Raw genomic sequence first — 19558 nt, forward strand, 5'->3', positions numbered from 1 at the left:
ATGATATACACTGACTGAAATTTTTTTATACTGGAAATAATAAAAAGAGAACTTGTATAGAATGTAAGCGTGTGGTAATATCAAAGATGTACTGATTGACTATATTATCCAATTGGTCATTTTTGGAGGTGACAATGTGGCGATAGATCGAAAACGTTCTATTATTGAAGCTGCAACAAAGTCTTTTTCAGCGTTCGGTTATAAAGCAACAACGATGGATCAAGTAGCGAAGTTAGCGAATGTAGGAAAAGGAACGATTTATACTTTTTTCAAAAATAAAGAAGAGTTATTTGGTGAAATTATTTCTAATTTAATTACAGAAATGAAGCAAGTTGCAGAAAATGCAATTCGTTCAGATGTTTCATTTTTTGAAAATGTACATAGAGCATTATATAGCATCTTGGAATTTAGAAAAGAACATCAGCTCATGATTAAATTAATTCAAGAAGAGCGCGATATGGGAACGAAAGAAGTACAAGAAGTTATGCAACAAGTTGATGTGGAAATCGTTTCTGTTATTCAATCGTATTTAAAGATTGCGATTGAAAAAGGTGAAATTAGCAAATGTGATCCAGAAATTACAGCATTTATTATGCTTCGCCTATACGTATCGCTTATTTTTGATTGGGAAAAAAATCACGAACCACTAGAAAAAGGAAAAATTGCAGAATTATTTGAACTTTATTTATTAAAAGGATTGTCAAATTAAGATAATCCTTTTATTATTATAAAATATGACTAAATGAACAAAACGGTCATATATTTAATTTAAGGAGGGAAAATAATTTCATATTGAGTAAAAGTTGCATAGTATAAATTCGGGGATAAGGCATATGTATGAATAAATATAGCCTTTTTATTTGGGTAAAAATGACTAAATGAACATTTTAGTCATTTGAAAGAGGGGGAGTAAAGATGAAATGGAATCAGTTACTTCGGAAAGAGTTTAATGAAATTATAAAAAGTAAAAAAATATTAATTCCAATTATCGCGGTTTTATTCGTACCAATTTTATATGCAGGTATGTTTTTATGGGCTTTTTGGGATCCATATAAACAGTTAGATGATTTACCAGTTGCGGTAGTCAATTTAGATAAAGGTGCAGTATTTGATGGGAAACCAATTGAGGTCGGAAAAGGGCTCGTTGATAACTTAAAAGATAATACAAGTTTCAAATGGGAATTTGTAAGTGAAAAAGAAGCGAAAAAAGGAATGGAAGGTAGAAAGTATTACATGTTAGTGCGCATTCCAGATGACTTCTCAAGTAACGCTACAACATTATTAAAAGATGATCCAAAACCATTAAACTTAGAATACATTCCAAACGAAAGTTTAAACTTCCTATCTTCACAAATTGGCGGAACAGCCATTGAAAAAATTAAAGGTGAAGTATCAAGTACGTTAACGAAAACATATGCAGAGAAAATGTTTGATTCCATTCAAGACGTCTCAAAAGGATTAGCAGATGGAGCGGAAGGTGCAAATAAACTACACGACGGATCAAGTGAGCTGCATGATGGTTCAAGTAAAGTGACAGATGGCCTTCATACACTGCAAGGGAAGTCTGGGGAGATGAAGGATGGAGTTCAGAAATTAGCGGATGGATCTAATAAATTAGTAGATGGGTCAGGCAAAGTAACAAACGGTTTAAATGTGCTAAATAGTAAAACAGGTGAAATGCAGGTAGGTATAGGGAAATTAGTAGATGGGTCAGGCAAAGTAACAAATGGTTTAAATGCGCTAAATAGCAAAACAGGTGAAATGCAGATAGGTATAGGGAAATTAGTAGATGGGTCAGGCAAAGTAACAAATGGTTTAAATACACTAAATAGCAAAACAGGTGAAATGCAGATAGGTATAGGGAAATTAGTAGATGGATCAGGCAAAGTAACAGATGGTTTACATGTATTAAATAGCAATGCAGGTATCGGAAAATTAGTAGATGGATCAGGCAAAGTGACAGATGGTTTACATGCATTAAATAGCAATGCAGGTATTGGGAAACTAGTAGATGGATCAGGCAAAGTAACAGATGGTTTACATGCATTAAATAGCAATGCAGGTATAGGGAAATTAGTAGACGGATCAGGCAAAGTAACAGACGGTTTAAATACGTTAAATAGTAAAACGGGTGAGTTGCGTGATGGATCTGAGAAAGTGACCGGTGGCTTGAACAAATTAGTAAGTAAATCCGGTGAATTAAAAACAGGAACAACGGACCTATCAAATGGTATGGGAAAACTTGTTGAAGGGCAAAGCCAATTAGAGGAAGGTTCTCAAGCGATCCAAAAGGGATTGCAAGAGTTAAATAGTAACGTACAAAAGTCTGCTGCAGGCTTAGAGGAAATGCAGTCGAAAGTTCCTTCTATATTGAATACAGTAAATGAAAAAATAGATGGAGCTGGGGCGAATGTAAATCAGTTAAATGAACTTACACAATCAACAGCAGGAGATGCCAAAAATGCAGCACAAGAGGTAGCGAATTTACAAAAGCAAATTGAAAGTTTACCGAAAGAATATCAAGAGCAGTTACAACCATTCATAACAAGTGCTGTAAAAAGTACAGCGACAGTTCAGCAAAAGGCTGCCGGAGTAGTAGGTGGAACAAATAAACTAAATGAAGAAGTAAAACAATTAAAGGGCGAAATAAATCAAAAAACAAGTGGATTGCAAAATAAATTACCAAATCCAGCAGGGATAAAAACTCTAGCAGGTGGTATTGAGAAACTAACGAGCGCACAAAATGAATTTGTTAGTAAGTTTCATGGATTTGGTGAGGGATTAGATAATGCAAAAATAGGTGCCGATAAATTAAAAGATGGATCAGTTCAATTAATTGATGGAGTAACGCAATTACAAAGTGGCTCTGGAAAAGTGACAGCAGGATTAGGTCAATTATCTGCAGGAGTAAATCAATTAGCAGATGGGTCTGGTCAAGTAACAGGCGGTTTAGGAACATTATCTGTAGGAGTATCCAAATTAGCAGATGGGTCTGGTCAAGTAACAGGCGGTTTAGGGACATTATCTGTAGGTGTAACGAAATTAGCAGATGGCTCAAGCCAAGTAACAGGTGGTTTAGGAACATTATCTGCAGGAGTAAATCAATTAGCAGATGGGTCTGGTCAAGTAACAGGCGGTTTAGGAACATTATCTGCAGGAGCAAATCAAATGGCAGGTGGTGTAAATCAATTAGCAGATGGGTCTGGTCAAGTAACAGGCGGTTTAGGAATATTATTTGCAGGAGCAAACCAAATGGCAGGTGGAGTAAATCAATTAGCAGATGGTTCAAGCCAAGTAACAGATGGTTTAGGAACATTATCTGTAGGAGCAAACCAAATGGCAGGTGGAGTAAATCAATTAGCAGACGGATCTGGTCAAGTAACAACGGGCTTAGGTACTCTAAATGGTGGCCTAAATCAAATGTCAAATGGCTCAACCCAGCTAATCGACGGCGTAAATAAACTAGCAGACGGATCAGGAAAAGTAACTGATGGACTAGTGAAAGTAAACGATGGTTCAGGTGAACTTGCAGAGAAACTTGGCGAAGGAGCAGAAAAAACTGGTGAAGTAAAAGGGACGGATAAAACGTATGATATGTTTGCAAGTCCTGTAAAAGTGAAGACAGAGAAAATGGCGGAAGTTCCAAACTACGGAACTGGATTTACGCCGTACTTCTTATCACTTGGTTTATTCGTTGGGGCATTACTATTATCAATTGTATATCCATTACGTGATACAGTCGGTGTTCCAAAATCAGGGTTTAGCTGGTTTATTAGTAAGTTCGGTGTTTTACTATCGGTCGGTATTATTCAAGCGATAGTAGCAGATGTTATATTACTGTTCGGATTAGGTGTAGAAGTACAAAGTATTCCGTACTTCATACTCTTTAGCATCGTTACAAGCTTAGCATTTATCGCATTAATTCAATGTTTAGTAACAGCATTCGGTGATGCAGGCCGTTTTATCGCCATCATCACATTAATTATGCAGCTTACAACAAGTGCCGGAACATTCCCACTAGAATTGATTCCGAAGTTTTTACAACCATTCAATGCTTGGTTACCGATGACATACTCTGTATCAGGATTGAAAGCAGTCGTATCGAGTGGAGACTTTGACTTCATGTGGCAAAACATAGGAATGCTCATGATCTTTATCGTTGTATTATCACTTGGAACAATCGCTTCCTTAACTTTGATGCACAAACGACAATTTAAAAATGTTGCTGAAAATCAATCGGTTGAAGCGTAGATAAAAGCACCTTTTTGGTGCTTTTTTATTTTAATAGAGGGCATCTTTTCCTTAGTTCATCTATAAATCTTTCTAAAAGCTATAGAAACGAAAGAAAAGGAATTACAACAATTTACAGAGAAACATAGGGTAGAAGAGTTGATATGATGAAAGGCAATCTTACTTATTATTTTATCGTAAATCCGCTAATAATCTTTCTTGTTTATGCCCTTTCACCTATATTGTTTGATAAAGAAGTATATACAAGTATGAAAGATGCATTTGGAATACTTACGTTCTATTATGTGTTAATGGGTGGATATTACTTTATTGATATTTTAAGTGAAAAGATAAAGAAAAAAAGTGATGGAGGATAAAAAATGACTGAAAGTGAAATGAAATTCCGTGATACGACCATTCGTAACTTTTTCGATAAAGAGGAGCGCTTAAAATCGATTCCAGGTCAAAAGAAGAAAAAACTAGTATTGTTAGAGCATTTAATTAGCAAGTTAGATGCTGGAAATCAATATACAGAAAAAGAAATTAATACATTTATAAAACAATATCATGATGATTTTTGTACAATTAGACGTGAATTTATTGTACATAGATTTATGGATAGAGAGGATAATATGTACCGTATAAACGGGAGAGAAGTTTGGACGAAGTGGGAGGAGTTAAAATAATGAATCAGCGAGGGGATCCCCGCTGATTATAAGCCTGTGCTAGTCTTGCTGTTTCTTTGTAGTAAGTCTATGAACGCTTCAACATTCGAACTTGTAATGTATCCAAGCGTTATATATTCATCTTCATAGTAAAATATTATTTTTTTGTCAAAGATTCTTCTCTTCGTTTCTATAGATAGAATTTTTTCATAATCAAATTCGGCAATGAATGTGTTTTTATATTGGCTAAAAAAGAGAAGTCTTTGATTAGTAGCAAGTAACATGCCAGGATACGGGACTTTATGCGTAATCATATAGCCAGTAAGTGAACATTTTAAAGTAGATAAAACCTTTTCTTCTTTATGTAATAGTTGTTTTGCAGCTGTTAAGATTGGATTCATTGCATACATTCCTTTTATTTTGATGTATGAATATTGTATCAAGAGTAAAAAGATTCTCAATATGCAATATTGCATATTGGACGTTTTATAGTTTTAATATTATTTTTAAAAAGAAAAAGTACGAGGTGATTCAATGATACGATTAGCAAAAGAGACTGATGCAGAAGCAATAATGAACATTAGAAAAGAAATTATATTATCGGAAAATACTACAAAGTTTTTCATAGTATCCCCGAAGAAGTTACCGAATGATATGAATGCAGAAAGAGAAAAGATACGGAAAAGCAATGAGAAAGGAAATCTTTATATCGTGTATGAAGTAGATGGGAAGGTAGTTGGCTTTTTAATTTTCAACCGATATGAACTAGAACGGTTACAACACGCAGGTACAATGGGAATGGGAATTAAAGAGGCGTATTGTAATCAAGGCATCGGCACGAAATTAATTGAATTTCTTATTAGTTGGGCTAAAAGGCAGAAAGGTTTAGAAAAAATTTGTTTAGGTGTAGTTTCTGTTAATGATCGGGCAATTAAAGTGTACAAACGTATGGGGTTTGTAGAAGAAGGAAGACAAAGAAAGCAAATAAAGTATGAAGATGGATCATATGGAGATGACGTATTGATGGGGGTTTATATTGAATAAAGGATATATGGTATTAAGAAAAGGAATGTACATAACGTAAATTTCTAAAAGCAGTATATTGCCCATGCATTAACAGACTTTTACCTATGTATAATATTAATATAGTAAAATCCTAACAACCGATATTGCAGTTTCCAATAATATACTATATAATCAATTTAAGAAAACGTTTTCATGCAAAGGGGGAGAATTTCGTGTCGACTATAGAGGACGTGGCGAAATTAGCAGGGTTATCAAGGACAACGGTTTCTAGGGTGATTAATAATCATCCATATGTTTCAGATGAGAAGAAAAAAAGGGTTCAATTAGCAATGAAGCATTTAGGCTTCGTTCCTAATTCTGCGGCGAGAAGGCTTCGTAAACAAAAAACGGAAACAATTGCGGTGCTAGTTCCAAGGATTACAAATCCTTTCTTCAGTAGATTTATTGAAGCAATCGAGATTGCTGCTTCTGAACATAAATATAAACTGATTATTTGTCAAACAAGATATTTACCGGAAAAAGAGATGGAGTATTTACAATTATTATCTACGAAACAAGTAGATGGGATTATTCTATGTTCACTAGAAAATCCGTGGGAAGATGTAGAGCCATACTTACAGCACGGTCCAATCGTGTTGTGTAATGAATATATTGAGGAAGCAAATATTCCAACAGTGAAGTTTGATCATGCGCAAGGAGCATACATAGCTGCGAAGCATGTGTTAGATCAAGGATATCGTAATCTTATTTTTTGCCGTGGTAACGAAACCAAAGTCGTTAGCCAGCAGCGAAAAATGGGCTTTTTACGTGCAATAACTGAGAAGAGCCGCCAAGTAGAAGCGATTGACTTTATTGAAAACGCTTTCTCTTGGGAAGATGGAAAACGAATATTCCATGAAGTATTAAAGGACAAAAAAAATCCTACCGCGATTTTGGCAGGAGGCGATGAGGTAGCAGCTGGAATTATCTCAGAGGCGAAACGCCATAACTGGAGCATTCCAGATGATCTCGCTGTTATCGGTTTTGATAATCAAATATTATCGCAGATTACAGAACCAGGTATTACGACAATTGAACAGCCAATTGATGAAATGGCCCGAAAAGTTGTCGACCTAATGATGGATAAAATCCATACGAAAAATTATCGAAAAAAAGAATTGTATGAGTTTGAACTGGAGCTCTTGGTGAAAGGTTCAACGATGAAGGATAAGATGTTATTAGCCTAGTAGACTATGTCTGCTAGGTTTTTTTATGTTCAAAAACTACTATTCTTCGTGAACGCAATCGTCACATTTGTTATGGTATGCTTCGTGTTGCTCATCAATTTCTTTCCCGCAGTGCGCACAAGTTTTCGTCGGTAAATTTCTGAAAAACTCCATTGGTTGATCGATCATGTCAATCCCTCCATTTCCATTTCTTACTATCATTGTATTAGTACAAAAAATAAAAGTCAACAACTGTTTTATAACAAAATTGAAAATTAATGAAAAAGTTTAGGAAATGGATTATAGTTAACAATGTAGGATGTAAGTAAAAAACTTTCTCAAGTACGGAGAAAAACTGCATTCCTACTCGGTTTTAGAAAGGATGGATACATATGAAAATGACTGTTGTCGGCTTTTGGGGCGGCTTTCCAGAAGCGGGAGAAGCAACGTCGGGGTATTTGTTTGAACACGATGGTTTTCGTTTACTTGTAGACTGTGGTAGTGGTGTACTAGCACAGCTTCAAAAATATATAACACCATCTCATATAGATGCAGTTGTACTGTCACACTATCATCACGATCATGTTGCGGACATTGGGGTATTGCAATATGCGAGATTAATTACGAGTGCGACAACAAGGCAACTACCGGAATTACCAATATACGGTCATACGTTTGACGAGAATGGATTCCATTCTTTAACACATGAACCACATACGAAAGGAATCGCGTACAATCCAGAAGAAACACTTCAAGTTGGACCGTTCTCGATTTCGTTCTTAAAAACTGTTCATCCTGTTACATGCTTTGCGATGCGTATTACAGCTGGAGATGATGCTGTAGTATACAGCGCTGATTCAAGTTATATTCCTGAATTCATTCCATTCACGAAAGATGCTGATCTTTTCATTTGTGAGTGTAATATGTATGCACATCAAGAGGCTGCAAAAGCAGGGCATATGAATAGTACAGAAGTAGCAAGTATTGCAAAAGATGCAAATGTAAAAGAACTTTTATTAACGCACTTACCGCATACAGGCAACCCATCTGATTTAGTAACAGAAGCAAAACAAATTTTCAGTGGCCACATTACGCTAGCGCATAGTGGCTACGTATGGAACTCATGAGGTGATACGATGTTATTTATTGATAATAAAGGGATTACAGATCCTAGAATAAACTTAGCAATTGAAGAATATTGTGTGAAAAATTTAGATATTAACGAAACATATTTACTGTTTTACATTAATGAGCCTTCGATTATCATTGGTAAAAACCAAAACACAGTAGAAGAAATTAATGCAGATTACGTAAAAGAAAAAGGTATTCATGTCGTTCGTCGTCTATCAGGCGGAGGCGCAGTATATCATGATTTAGGAAACTTAAACTTCAGTTTTATTACGAAAGATGATGGAGACAGTTTCAGCAACTTCAAAAAATTCACAGAGCCTGTAACGAAAGCGCTTAGTAAATTAGGTGTAAATGCAGAACTAAGTGGTCGTAACGACATTTTAGCTGAGGGTAGAAAAATTTCAGGTAACGCGCAGTTCTCAACGAAAGGTCGTATGTTCAGTCACGGTACGTTACTATTTGATTCTGAAATCGATCACGTCGTATCGGCATTAAAAGTAAAAATGGATAAGATTCAATCAAAAGGTATTAAATCAATCCGTAGCCGCGTTGCGAACATTACAGAGTTTCTAAACGAAGAAATGACGACAGAAGAGTTTAGACAACTTCTTCTAGAAACAATTTTCGAAGGGGAAACAGAAATTCCAACGTACGAATTAATAGAAGAAGATTGGAAAGAAATCCACAAACTTTCTGAAGAGCGCTACCAAAATTGGGACTGGAACTACGGAAAATCACCGAAGTTCAACTTACAACATTCACACCGCTTCCCAGTTGGACAAGTTGACGTTCGTCTTGAAGTGAAAAAAGGAACAGTAACAGAATGTAAAGTTTACGGCGACTTCTTCGGTTCACTAGATGTTCATGATATCGAAGAGCGTCTAACAGGCGTTCAGTTCGATAAAGATGCATTCACTGCAGCTTTAGAAGGCGTAGATATCGCACGCTACTTCGGTAACATTACAACAGAAGATTTCTTACATTTATTCTTCTAAAAATAAGGGAGGTTGCGATAATGGGCAGCCTCTTTCTTTTTGCGTAGATTGTCAGGTTTTGTCGGTAAGTCGATATAACTGAAAAATCGCTGATATATTTGAAAAATCGCCGATATAAATTGAGTTGCGCTGATATAACTGAAAAATCGCTCATATAATTTCATTTACCACAAAACATAAAATCACAGGACATTCGCCCCTCGTAAAGGAATATATATATACAAAAGGAGGCGAATCGAAATGAAAAGGGTAATGTACGTTGTATTATTACTCAGCTTCGTCGTCGGAATGACAGCGTGTAGCAGTGGATCGCCCTCAAGTCGTACAATTTTGTCTATCGGAAAACCAGCGGAGGATAATGTTATATATTTTACGCATACAGATAACAAACGAAAGATACATGATATACAAGACATGTTTCAAAATAAGAAGTGGAAAAGAAATGAAACATTCAGCACTGTTAATAAAACACCAGATGTCGTCTTATCAATAGATGAAGACAATACAGGGTTACCGGCATTATATGTTACCGTGTATTTTCATGAAAATGGAGCGGACGTTTTGAATTTGTATGGGGAGTATACGAGCTTAAATAAAGAGGAACTTGAAAATCTTAGAAAAAAGATGAGTGCATATTATCCTAAAATGATTTTTGGTCTAGTGTTATAAATTACTTGTAAATAAAATCCCCTTATTTTTCCAAAGTAAACTAAGAAAAGGTGATCTGTCTATATGCAGTTAATAGAATATCACTTGCCACTTTAATTTTCTTTTAATATAATTAATTTAGAATTTTTAAATATTCTAAATTTTATAAAGGTGGGGTTTTTGTGAATCTCGTTCAATCTTTGGCTGAAACGGCAAAAAAGAAGGGGGAAAAACCGGCTTATATATTTATGGATCAGTCGGTCTCATATGACCAATTAAACAAAATGGTCACAAGGTTTTCTAGCAATTTAGCAGAAATGGGCATTGGAAAAGGGGACAATGTCGCATTAGTTGTTGGGAACTCACCACATTTTTTGGTCGGTTTATACGGAACAATGAAAGCCGGAGCAACTGTTATTCCAGTTAATCCAATTTATACAGCAGACGAAATGCATTATATTTTACAAAATGGAGATGTAAAAACAATCATCGTACTCGACGTCCTTCTACCTGTTATACAATCTCTTACAACAAGACTTCCTTCATTAGAAAACATCATCATATGTGAAACCTCATCAGATTTTAACCATACAGAAACCGAAAAAATGAAAACGTTTACTAGTTTTGTGGGGACTGGAGATACAACTTACGAAGGTCCTGAACTAGATGAAGAAGATGTAGCGGTTATTCTATACACTTCGGGCACAACTGGAAAACCGAAAGGCGCTATGTTAACACATAAAAATTTATATAGTAATGCGAACGATGTGGCGTCGTATTTACAATATACGGCTGATGACCGCGTTGTTGCGGCACTGCCTATGTTCCATGTATTCTGTTTAACAGTTGCGGTAAATGCACCGATTGTGAACGGGGCAACGATTTTAATGTTACCGAAATTTAGTCCGAAAGAAGTATTCCGTATTTGTCGCACGTACGAACCAACGATCTTTGCTGGCGTACCGACGATGTACAATTATTTATATTTATTTGAAGAAGCAAGTGCAGAAGATGTGAAGACGCTTCGCCTTTGTATTTCCGGTGGTGCATCGATGCCTGTTGCTCTTCTGCAAAACTTTGAAAAACGTTTTAACGTTATTGTTTCAGAAGGATACGGTTTATCAGAAGCATCACCAGTTACTTGTTTCAATCCGCTAGATCGTCCTCGTAAACCAGGATCAATTGGCACAAATATTTGGCATGTAGAAAATAAAATTGTAAATGAACTTGGGGAAGAAGTACCTGTCGGCGCAGTCGGCGAATTAATCGTTCGCGGACCTAACGTTATGAAAGGATACTATAATGCACCAGAAGATACAGCTGCGACATTGAAAGACGGCTGGCTATATACAGGTGACTTGGCGAAAATGGATGAAGAAGGTTACTTCTATATCGTGGATCGTAAAAAAGATATCGTCTTAGTTGGCGGTTATAACGTATACCCTCGTGAAGTAGAAGAAGTATTATATACGCACGAATCAGTAGCGGAAGTTGTCGTAATCGGTGTTCCTGATGAAAACTTAGGAGAAGCTGTGCGAGCGTACGTCGTTTTGAAGCAAGCAAACGTAACAGAAGAAGAGCTAATGCATTACTGCACGTTACATTTAGCGAAATATAAAGTGCCGAAAAGCATTGAGTTTTTAATAGAATTACCGAAGAATACGACGGGTAAGTTGTTAAGAAGAGCATTGAGAGAGAAAGCGATGCAAGTGTAATGAAGAAAAGGTCTCCTAAAAGATATTTTAGGAGACCTTTTCTTTGTTTATCGTAATAACTTTTTCTCATATGAAATGTAGTAGGAAGTTTGTATATATAATAGCGGAGCGTGTTCAACTATTTGATACGAGTAGTAATGAAGATATTTCTCTTACTTTCTTAAACACAGTTATTACAATTAGAAAACCCACATTTATGCTATTCCAATGAAACTCAATGTATTAGCTTCATTGGAATACTAGAACAAAAGTGAATGTAAAAGTTTAGTTGAATCATGTTCATATTCTGTTGTTAGTAAATAATAATAGATGTGATTATTGTAATCTTAAATTATATAACAGAATTAATTATCTGTAATGATATTTTAAAAATTGTTATTAAATTGTCGTATTTTGTGCACAAAATCTTCAAAACTTTAAAACTGTATTTACTTTACTCTTTAGTTTATATAAATTGTGATATGTAACATTATATATGTTAAAAATATTTCAGTGAGGTGAGTTTATGGAAGGTAAGAAACAAAGGAAGTGGTATCAGTATTTAATACAACTTATCGTAGTTGCATTAATTGTTACTTCTATACCACTGAATGGGTTGGCAGAAACGGCACCACCGTTTACACCATCTCCAAATTCAGAACAAAGTCCAGAAGTGGAAAAGAAAGAGGAGCAGGAATTACCAGCTCCACATCCAGATCAATTAAAGAAGGATAAGGCTAAAGCACAGGCGAGTCCGACTGAGATTGTAGAAGAAAGAACGGAAACCGAAAAGGTTTTTGATAACAATGATGGTACTTTTACAAAGAGGGTATATACGGAACCGATTCATGCAGAGAAAGATGGAAAGCTAGAAGAGGTTTCACCAAAATTAGTAGAAGCACCAAATGAAAAAATTGTAACGGAAAATACAACATTAGAACCAGAGTTCGAGAAAGCGACACAAGATGGAAAGTACGTTCAATTTAAAGTAAAAGATCATACTATTCAGTATAAACTAATAAGTGCAAATGGTGAAAAAGGTGAAATGAAGCCATCACCAGTAACCGCAACACATGAAAATAATACAGTATGGTATAAAGGGGTCTTCCCAAATATTGATTTAAAGAGTACGACATTCAATGAAAATGTAAAAGAAGATTTTGTATTACGTGAGTATACAGGACACCACATTTTTACATTTTCATTAGAAACAGATTTAACACCTAGCTTACAGGAAGATGGTTCAATCGACTTCCAAGATGAGAAAAAAGAAAAAGTATTCACATTGCCGAAACCATATATGAATGATTCCAATGTGGATCAGCAATCAGGTGAGGCTGTAACGTCAGATGCGGTTCGCTACAATATTGAGAAGAAAGATGAAAAAACATATACATTAACTGTTACTGCAGACCCGCAGTGGTTACAAGCACCAGAGCGAAAATATCCGGTATATGTAGATCCTTCAATTGAATTGGATAATTTTGAAAATGCTTACGCTTCAAGTGCGTATCCAACTGTCAATTATTCAGGGGGAAAACTTTGGGATTCAGGTCAAAATGCTTATACGTTAAAAGTTGGATATTATGATGGAGCATCTGGAACTAATTTTTCATTTATTAAACCAGATGTTTCAAACTTAAAGGGTGCAAAGATTGAAAGTGCAACATTCCATGCCTATGCAGTTTGGCATTATTATGCGAATCAACCAAATGGTGTTTGGTTAGATGAAGTAACAAGTGGATGGAATGTTGGAAGTGTAAACTGGAATAACAAACCAGGTTCTAACAACATTGCACACGCTGATGTGGGCCGCGGAAAATGGGCCCAGTTCAATGTAACCAATACAGTGAAAGCATGGGTAGAAGGCGCGAGACCAAACAATGGCTTTAAGCTACATGCAAATGGTAATGGTCAAAACCATTGGAAGAAATTCATTGCAGCTGAAAATGGAACGAATGCACCATTCTTGGAAGTGAAATATTCCTACGCAAAACCAAATAAGCCAAGAGTACAAGCTTACTCAAATGGCAGTGGGAGTGGTTCAGGTCACTTCAATGTACAATGGGACGCAGTTCCAGGAGCAACAGGTTATAAAGTTGCCATTTTTAATGGATATGACTATGAATATATTCCTGTTGGGAATGTGACAAGCTGGACGACGAAAGATAAAAAAATATTCCCGACGCCAGAAGAAATTGCACAAGGGCGTTACTGGATACATGATGACGGAAAAGGTGCAGAAGCGCCTACTAACCCAGGACAAATATATAAAAATGCTTACGAGTCAGGAGGTCCGTACGGGGATTATAGCGGAAGAAGTAGCTACTGGATTCGTATTGTAGCAGAGTATCCGTTTGGGGATAGTCCACTTTCAGATGAAATAGTTCCATTTATTCCATTAGAACAAGTGAAAAAGCCAGATGGATAGGCCTACATTAATGCGACAGATAAAGAAACAGGATATGTCACATTAAAGTGGGATGCAGTTCCAGCGGCTGCAGGCTATAAAGTTTGGATTTATAACGGAAAAGATTACGAAGCGTTCGATGTAGGGAATAAAACAAATTGGACAACGCAAAATGAGAAAATTTGGCCAACGAAAGATGAAATTGCAAAAGGCCAATATTTACTTCATCATGATAAAAAAGGTGCAGAATTAGCAGTTGATCCATCACCTGTGTATAAGAATTCTGGCGGAATTTATGCTGGCTTTAAAAATTATTGGTTCCGTGTAACAGCGTATAGTAAAGCCGGACATGCTGAAAGTGAAATTTCGCATGAGTTTGTACCTAAATTTGCTCAAGACTTTGGGTTTATAGGGATGTTTGATTACTGGGCATCAGTTCCGGTACTAAATGGTACAGTGAATGCTACAAATGGTAACTTTATCATGAGTGAGAAAGATATTACGTTATCTGGGCGCGGACCGGATGTATCAGTGGAAAGAACGTATAATAGCCAAAGTAAAAAAGTAGGTTTATTTGGTACAGGTTGGTCTAGTGGATTAGAAGAAAGAATTTTGGCTGAAGGAAATGGAAACTTACTATTAATTTCTGCCGATGGCGCAAATATTACTTTTACTAGAACGGGAGATAATACGTATCAAGCCCCTACTGGTATATATTTAGAAATTAAACAAGTATCAGGCGGGTATGAAATAAAAGATAAAGACCAAACGGTTACTTTCTATAAATCTGGAGATGCACAAGGTCGTATCCAGTATACAAAAGATAAATACGGAAATACGACGACATATGAGTATGATGGGGAATTCCGTTTATCAAAAGTAAAGAACGCTTCTGGTAAAGAGTTAGTCGTACAATATGATGGAAATAATAAAAAAGCAGCAAGAGTAATCGGTCCGGATAACAAGACGATTACGTTTAAGTATGATGGAGATCTACTCGTTTCTTCTACAAATCCAGAAGGAAAAGTATACAAATATGGATATGATAATGGGGTACTGACATCTATTTATGACCCACAACATACAGATGCAAAACCATATAAAACATCGTATGCATATGAGAATGATAGATTAGTAAAAGTAACGGACCCATTAGGGAAAGCTACGACATTAGCATATAATACAGATGCGAAAGAAGTTACGTTAACGAATCCTAAAGGGCGTAAAACTGTTTATACGTATAACGATGCTGGAAACCCAGTGAAAACAGTTGAAGATGTGGGACGTCTTAATTTAACGACAACGTATGAATATAATGCAAATAACCTAGTAAAAACAACAACTCCTAAAAATCAAACAGAAACAGCGACCTATGATGGTAATGGGAATGTAACTTCTGTTACTGATGAAATGGGAACAGAAAAGTTTGAGTACAATAAAGACAACGGGCTTATAAAAGCGACAGATAATGAGAATCGTGAAACAACAGTTGCTTATAAGGCTGCAAATACAGAAGTATCTGAAACAGACCAAGCAGCAAATACATCATCTTTCATGCAGTATGATCAGTTTGGAAATCCAATTGCGACAACTAGAGAGTTGGGAACAGGAGAAAACCTGATTCAAAATCCAAGCTTTGAAATGAATGGTACGGAAAAATGGGTACCAGTAAATGCGAATAATTCCGGATCTATTACAAAAGATGCAACACCGGCACCAGGTGGTCTGGGCGGAGAATCATCACTTAAAATTTCAACAAAAGCAACGAATAATGATTGGGGCTATATTGCTGCAATTCAAGAAGTAACGTTAGAACCAAATACAACGTATACGTTAAGTGGTATGATGAAAACGGATTTAGCCAATGGTGCCGCTTTCTTCAATGTGCAGTTATTAAATGAAAACGGTGCTGGTGTAGATGGTGGATGGCATGATACTCGTCACAATAAAGTTCAAGGAACGAGGGATTGGGTTAACCGTCAAGTTACTTTTAAAACAACAGAACAAACGAGAAAAGTAAAAATCTATTTACAAGTAGAAAATGGCGGTTCTGCTACGAGTGGTTCTGTCTGGTTTGATAAGATTCAACTGGAAAAAGGTGAAGTTTCTTCTAGCTTTAACCCAATTGAAAATAGTAGTTTAGAAAATATGGCGGGAAATGGCTGTATGCCAGGTTGGATTAGAGGAGATGGAACAAGCTGTGATCCAAAAGATGTTTCTCAGCAAGAGAGCTTTACGGGACATTCATCTATTGTATTAGAGCGTAGCCAATATGGTGGTTCAGATGTAGGATATGGCAAGCATATCACTATAAATCAGAAAAAAGCAGAACCAATTACGCTAACAGGAATGTCTAAATCAGTAAATGTAGAAAATACTGCACCAGATAAACTCTCTCGAGATTACTCTATTTGGGCAGATGTACATTATCAAGATGGTAGTGGGGAAAATTTCCAAGCGAAATTCCCAAGTGGGACAAATGATTGGAATCGTAGTGCGGTTGTAATCCCTGCCACTAAACCAATTAAACGTATGGAAGTTTATATGCTCTTTAGAAGAGAGAATAAAGGAAAAGTTTGGTTTGATGATATACGCCTATTAGAAGGAAACGCTCTTATTAAAAACGAGTACGACAACGATGGAAATGTTGTTGCGACGTATGATGAAGAAGGACAGAAAAATACATTCGCATACGATGCATCAGGAAATAAAAAGAGCGAGACAGATGAAAAAGGAAATACAAAACTATATGATTATAACAAAGATAATCTATTAACAAAGGTTACATTAAAAAATGGTACTTCTGTAAATTATCGTTATGATCATAATGGAAACACAACAGAGAAATCTGTCATGTTTGGTGGGAAAACACAAACACACAAATATGAATATGATGTAGATAATAAAAATACAGTATATATCGATGCGTTAAACCGTCGTATTGAAAATACGTACGATGAAAATGCAAACAAGATTAAAACAAAAATGCCAAACGGCTCTATTCTAGAATCTGTATATGATACAGCAGATCGTGTCGTTGGTGAAAAGCGCAACGGAAAAGATTCATTTACATTTGAACGTGATCAAAATGGACAAGTTACGAAAGTGAAAGACCATGTCAACGGTGTAGAACGAACAAAAACATACGACAAGGCAGACCGCGTCACAAGTGCAACAGATAGCCGAGGCGGAAAAATTGATTGGGCATATCACGATAAAGCAAACAGTAAGACAGAAAAACTAAAAGAACAAACAATTACGCAAGGTGGATACACAAATAAAGTATCGTATGACTACAACACGTTAGATCAAAACATTCGTGTGACAGACGGTTCTCAAACGTATCGATTTGATTATGACGATCAAGGCAATGTTCGTACGTATACAGCTGGAAATGGTTCAGGCTCTACTTTCAACTATGATCATGCGAACAAAATTAAAGATTTAGTAGTAGGTACGTCAAATAGTATTCTACTTTCTGAACGATATGAATATGACCAAGCGGGTAACCGTACGAAGATTAAACATGAAGGTGCGGACGGAAAAGTAACGGAAACAAACTTTGTATATGACCCGATCAACCAACTATTAAATGAAGCATTACCAAACGGAACAACTAAATCATACACATATGATGGATTTGGGAACCGTACAAGTGTGAAAGTTGTAGAGAATGGAAAAGAAACAAAATCTATAGCAGCAACATTCAATGAAGGAAATCAACTTGTAAAATTCGGGAACGAATCGTTAACGTATGATGCGAATGGAAATCGTACATCTGATGGAAAGTACAAGTATACATGGAATGAAGATGACCAAATTGTAGCTATTACAAAACAAGGTGAGAGCAATGCATTCGCAACTTATAAGTATGATGAAGATAATCGTCGTATTGAAAAGAGTGTAAATGGTCAAGTAACACGTTATTTCTATGATGGAGATAGCATTAATCCGTTATATGAGACAGATGGTAGTGGAACTGTACTCCGTCAATATGTATACTCAACAAGTGGCACGCGCTTAGCGATGAAATCAAAAGGACAAACGTTATACTACCACTATAACCCACGCGGTGATGTAGTCGCAATGACAGATCAAAATAGAGAAGTTGTAGCAACGTATGAATACGATGCGTGGGGTAATGTATTAAAGAGTGATACAAAAGGTATTGCAGCAGATAATCCGTTTGGATATGCGGGATACATGTATGATAAAGAAATAGGCATCTATTATTTAATGGCGAGATACTATCATCCAGATCACGGTATATTTATTTCAGTTGATCCAGATCCAGGGGATGAAGATGATCCAATTACTCAAAATGCTTATACATATGCTCATAACAATCCAGTAATGAAAGTAGATGCGGATGGAAATCATCCAGTTATTGTAGGTGGTGTACTTCTTTATAGAGGATATAAAGCTTATAAGACGTATAAGAAAGTTACAAAAGTTGCTAAGGTTGCTAAGAAAGCTAAGAGGCCTAAAGGGCATGGGAATTCCCTGTCAAGTAAAAGAAATAATCATGGTTATGAGATATATATAAAAGATAAAGGGAAAAAGCATGTAGTAAAAGTAGGGATTAGTAATTCTCGTATAACAAAAGCCGGTACATCTCCTAGGGCCACAAGCCAAGCAAATAAATGGACAGCTAAATACGGTCAAAAACATTACACGCGTGTTGTGAAGAAAAATATGACCAGAGCAAAAGCATATAAATGGGAACAGGGACATGTAAATAGAATAGGTAAAAGGGGAGTGACGTTTGATAGAAAGTATCATAGGTCCCCGATGCCATGGTGATAAATTTAAAGGAGTGAATTATATTGCTTGAAGTAAAGTTTTACGATTGGAAAAAAAAACGTCCTAAAAAACATTATTTGCTTGTACATGAAATTAGAATTTTTGAGCTAATTTTCTCAAAGAAAGTTAGCGAGTTTGAGATGGGATTAAGAGAGATTGAAAAAGTAACTGTCTTTTGTTTAGCTAACGAAAACACTGATATTTCATATGAAGTGAATAGAGCTTTGGGTGAAATTCGTATATATGTTCCATATGATTTTATGGACTTTTTAGCATTAAATTCAGTTGAAGAGAAATACAAAGAGTTTTGCAAATTAGTACGCCAATATGTTGTCCCTGGAATTGAAGAAAACTCTACTCTTTCATCATCTGTTGTTAAAGGGTATATAGAGGAATCTTTAGATGAAATTGTGAAGCAAAACTATGAAGGAATATTTTTAGTTGGGAAGACACCTAAGAAAAGCCCAAGCCGTAAGAAGATAGCGATATTAAAAGGAATTCATCGTGTTAAAGGTTTCCAACTACGATGTGAAGTGTATGATGAAAAGGGATTAAAGATTCGAGATCAACTATTGGTGGAAGAGGTAGGAAATGAAATGGTGTATGCAAGATTTTTGGGTACATTAAAATGGGAAAGTGAAAATCTAATAGTAGTTCAATCTAAATCTAGTAGTTGGAAAGAAGAAATTCATGTTTAATAACAAAATTATTTTGGAAGAGAAAATAAAAATTTAACAGGAGCAATTATTGC

The 19558-nt window shown here is 35.9% G+C and carries 14 protein-coding genes and 1 pseudogene; 13 read left to right on the top strand and 2 right to left on the bottom strand.

The annotated features are described in order from the left end of the window. Positions 1-136 precede the first annotated feature (136 nt). From ACTFRH_RS01965 to ACTFRH_RS01980, 4 genes are all read left to right on the top strand, one after another. The gene (locus ACTFRH_RS01965) at positions 137-709 is read left to right on the top strand and encodes a TetR/AcrR family transcriptional regulator (protein ID WP_000963379.1); all 573 of its coding nucleotides are present in this window, start codon (positions 137-139) and stop codon (positions 707-709) included. Between the two features lie 206 nt (positions 710-915). Continuing rightward, positions 916-4251 carry a YhgE/Pip domain-containing protein gene (locus ACTFRH_RS01970; protein WP_000871852.1) on the top strand — a complete coding sequence of 1112 codons (3336 nt, stop codon included), beginning with the start codon at positions 916-918 and terminating at the stop codon, positions 4249-4251. 143 nt (positions 4252-4394) lie between these two features. Next, positions 4395-4607, top strand: coding sequence for a hypothetical protein (locus tag ACTFRH_RS01975; RefSeq protein WP_001986098.1), 213 nt, complete (start codon positions 4395-4397; stop codon positions 4605-4607). Between the two features lie 3 nt (positions 4608-4610). Continuing rightward, positions 4611-4916: a DUF2087 domain-containing protein gene (locus ACTFRH_RS01980; RefSeq protein WP_000140300.1), complete on the top strand. Its 306-nt coding sequence runs from the start codon at positions 4611-4613 to the stop codon at positions 4914-4916. A gap of 26 nt (positions 4917-4942) precedes the next feature. Here ACTFRH_RS01980 and ACTFRH_RS01985 read toward each other — a convergent pair whose 3' ends face one another. Further along, positions 4943-5296: a PH domain-containing protein gene (locus tag ACTFRH_RS01985; RefSeq protein ID WP_001068226.1), complete on the bottom strand. Its 354-nt coding sequence runs from the start codon at positions 5294-5296 to the stop codon at positions 4943-4945. 133 nt (positions 5297-5429) lie between these two features. Here ACTFRH_RS01985 and ACTFRH_RS01990 point away from each other — a divergent pair, with 133 nt between their 5' ends. Both ACTFRH_RS01990 and ACTFRH_RS01995 read left to right on the top strand, forming a co-directional pair. After that, entirely contained in the window at positions 5430-5939 is a 510-nt protein-coding gene (locus tag ACTFRH_RS01990) for an N-acetyltransferase family protein (protein ID WP_440048792.1), read from the top strand. 194 nt (positions 5940-6133) lie between these two features. Next, the gene (locus tag ACTFRH_RS01995) at positions 6134-7147 is read left to right on the top strand and encodes a LacI family DNA-binding transcriptional regulator (RefSeq protein WP_000103712.1); all 1014 of its coding nucleotides are present in this window, start codon (positions 6134-6136) and stop codon (positions 7145-7147) included. Positions 7148-7186: 39 nt separating this feature from the next. Here the strand turns inward: ACTFRH_RS01995 and yhfH are convergent, their stop codons facing one another. Continuing rightward, the gene (yhfH, locus tag ACTFRH_RS02000; protein WP_000567010.1) at positions 7187-7315 is read right to left on the bottom strand and encodes a protein YhfH; all 129 of its coding nucleotides are present in this window, start codon (positions 7313-7315) and stop codon (positions 7187-7189) included. Between the two features lie 203 nt (positions 7316-7518). On the opposite strand from yhfH, the gene ACTFRH_RS02005 reads away from it, so the two are divergent. The 7 genes and pseudogenes from ACTFRH_RS02005 to ACTFRH_RS02035 all read left to right on the top strand — a co-directional run bounded on the left by ACTFRH_RS02005 (position 7519) and on the right by ACTFRH_RS02035 (position 19505). Beyond that, complete coding sequence (locus ACTFRH_RS02005; protein WP_000784690.1) at positions 7519-8253, top strand: MBL fold metallo-hydrolase; 735 nt, start codon at positions 7519-7521, stop codon at positions 8251-8253. A 9-nt stretch (positions 8254-8262) separates the two neighbouring features. Next, entirely contained in the window at positions 8263-9252 is a 990-nt protein-coding gene (locus ACTFRH_RS02010) for a lipoate--protein ligase (protein ID WP_000897279.1), read from the top strand. 240 nt (positions 9253-9492) lie between these two features. After that, on the top strand, positions 9493-9921 hold the full coding sequence (locus tag ACTFRH_RS02015) for a hypothetical protein (RefSeq protein ID WP_000832641.1): 429 nt from the start codon (positions 9493-9495) through the stop codon (positions 9919-9921). A 161-nt stretch (positions 9922-10082) separates the two neighbouring features. Next, positions 10083-11615 carry a fatty acid--CoA ligase family protein gene (locus tag ACTFRH_RS02020; protein WP_001055200.1) on the top strand — a complete coding sequence of 511 codons (1533 nt, stop codon included), beginning with the start codon at positions 10083-10085 and terminating at the stop codon, positions 11613-11615. Between the two features lie 43 nt (positions 11616-11658). After that, on the top strand, positions 11659-11826 hold the full coding sequence (locus ACTFRH_RS02025) for a hypothetical protein (protein WP_170965442.1): 168 nt from the start codon (positions 11659-11661) through the stop codon (positions 11824-11826). Positions 11827-12120: 294 nt separating this feature from the next. Beyond that, positions 12121-18807: pseudogene (locus tag ACTFRH_RS02030) on the top strand (DNRLRE domain-containing protein). Between the two features lie 23 nt (positions 18808-18830). Next, on the top strand, positions 18831-19505 hold the full coding sequence (locus tag ACTFRH_RS02035) for a hypothetical protein (protein ID WP_000895166.1): 675 nt from the start codon (positions 18831-18833) through the stop codon (positions 19503-19505). Positions 19506-19558 lie beyond the last annotated feature (53 nt).

This window comes from Bacillus cereus group sp. MYBK216-1 (assembly GCF_051916495.1).
Lineage (GTDB): Bacteria > Bacillota > Bacilli > Bacillales > Bacillaceae_G > Bacillus_A > Bacillus_A thuringiensis_K.

Coding starts and splice junctions, on each gene's coding strand:
- ACTFRH_RS01970 (WP_000871852.1), top strand. CDS start 916: ATGAAATGGAATCAGTTACTTCGGAAAGAGTTTAATGAAATTATAAAA.
- ACTFRH_RS02010 (WP_000897279.1), top strand. CDS start 8,263: ATGTTATTTATTGATAATAAAGGGATTACAGATCCTAGAATAAACTTA.
- ACTFRH_RS01980 (WP_000140300.1), top strand. CDS start 4,611: ATGACTGAAAGTGAAATGAAATTCCGTGATACGACCATTCGTAACTTT.
- ACTFRH_RS01990 (WP_440048792.1), top strand. CDS start 5,430: ATGATACGATTAGCAAAAGAGACTGATGCAGAAGCAATAATGAACATT.
- ACTFRH_RS02005 (WP_000784690.1), top strand. CDS start 7,519: ATGAAAATGACTGTTGTCGGCTTTTGGGGCGGCTTTCCAGAAGCGGGA.
- ACTFRH_RS01975 (WP_001986098.1), top strand. CDS start 4,395: ATGATGAAAGGCAATCTTACTTATTATTTTATCGTAAATCCGCTAATA.
- ACTFRH_RS01985 (WP_001068226.1), bottom strand. CDS start 5,296: ATGAATCCAATCTTAACAGCTGCAAAACAACTATTACATAAAGAAGAA.
- yhfH (WP_000567010.1), bottom strand. CDS start 7,315: ATGATCGATCAACCAATGGAGTTTTTCAGAAATTTACCGACGAAAACT.
- ACTFRH_RS02015 (WP_000832641.1), top strand. CDS start 9,493: ATGAAAAGGGTAATGTACGTTGTATTATTACTCAGCTTCGTCGTCGGA.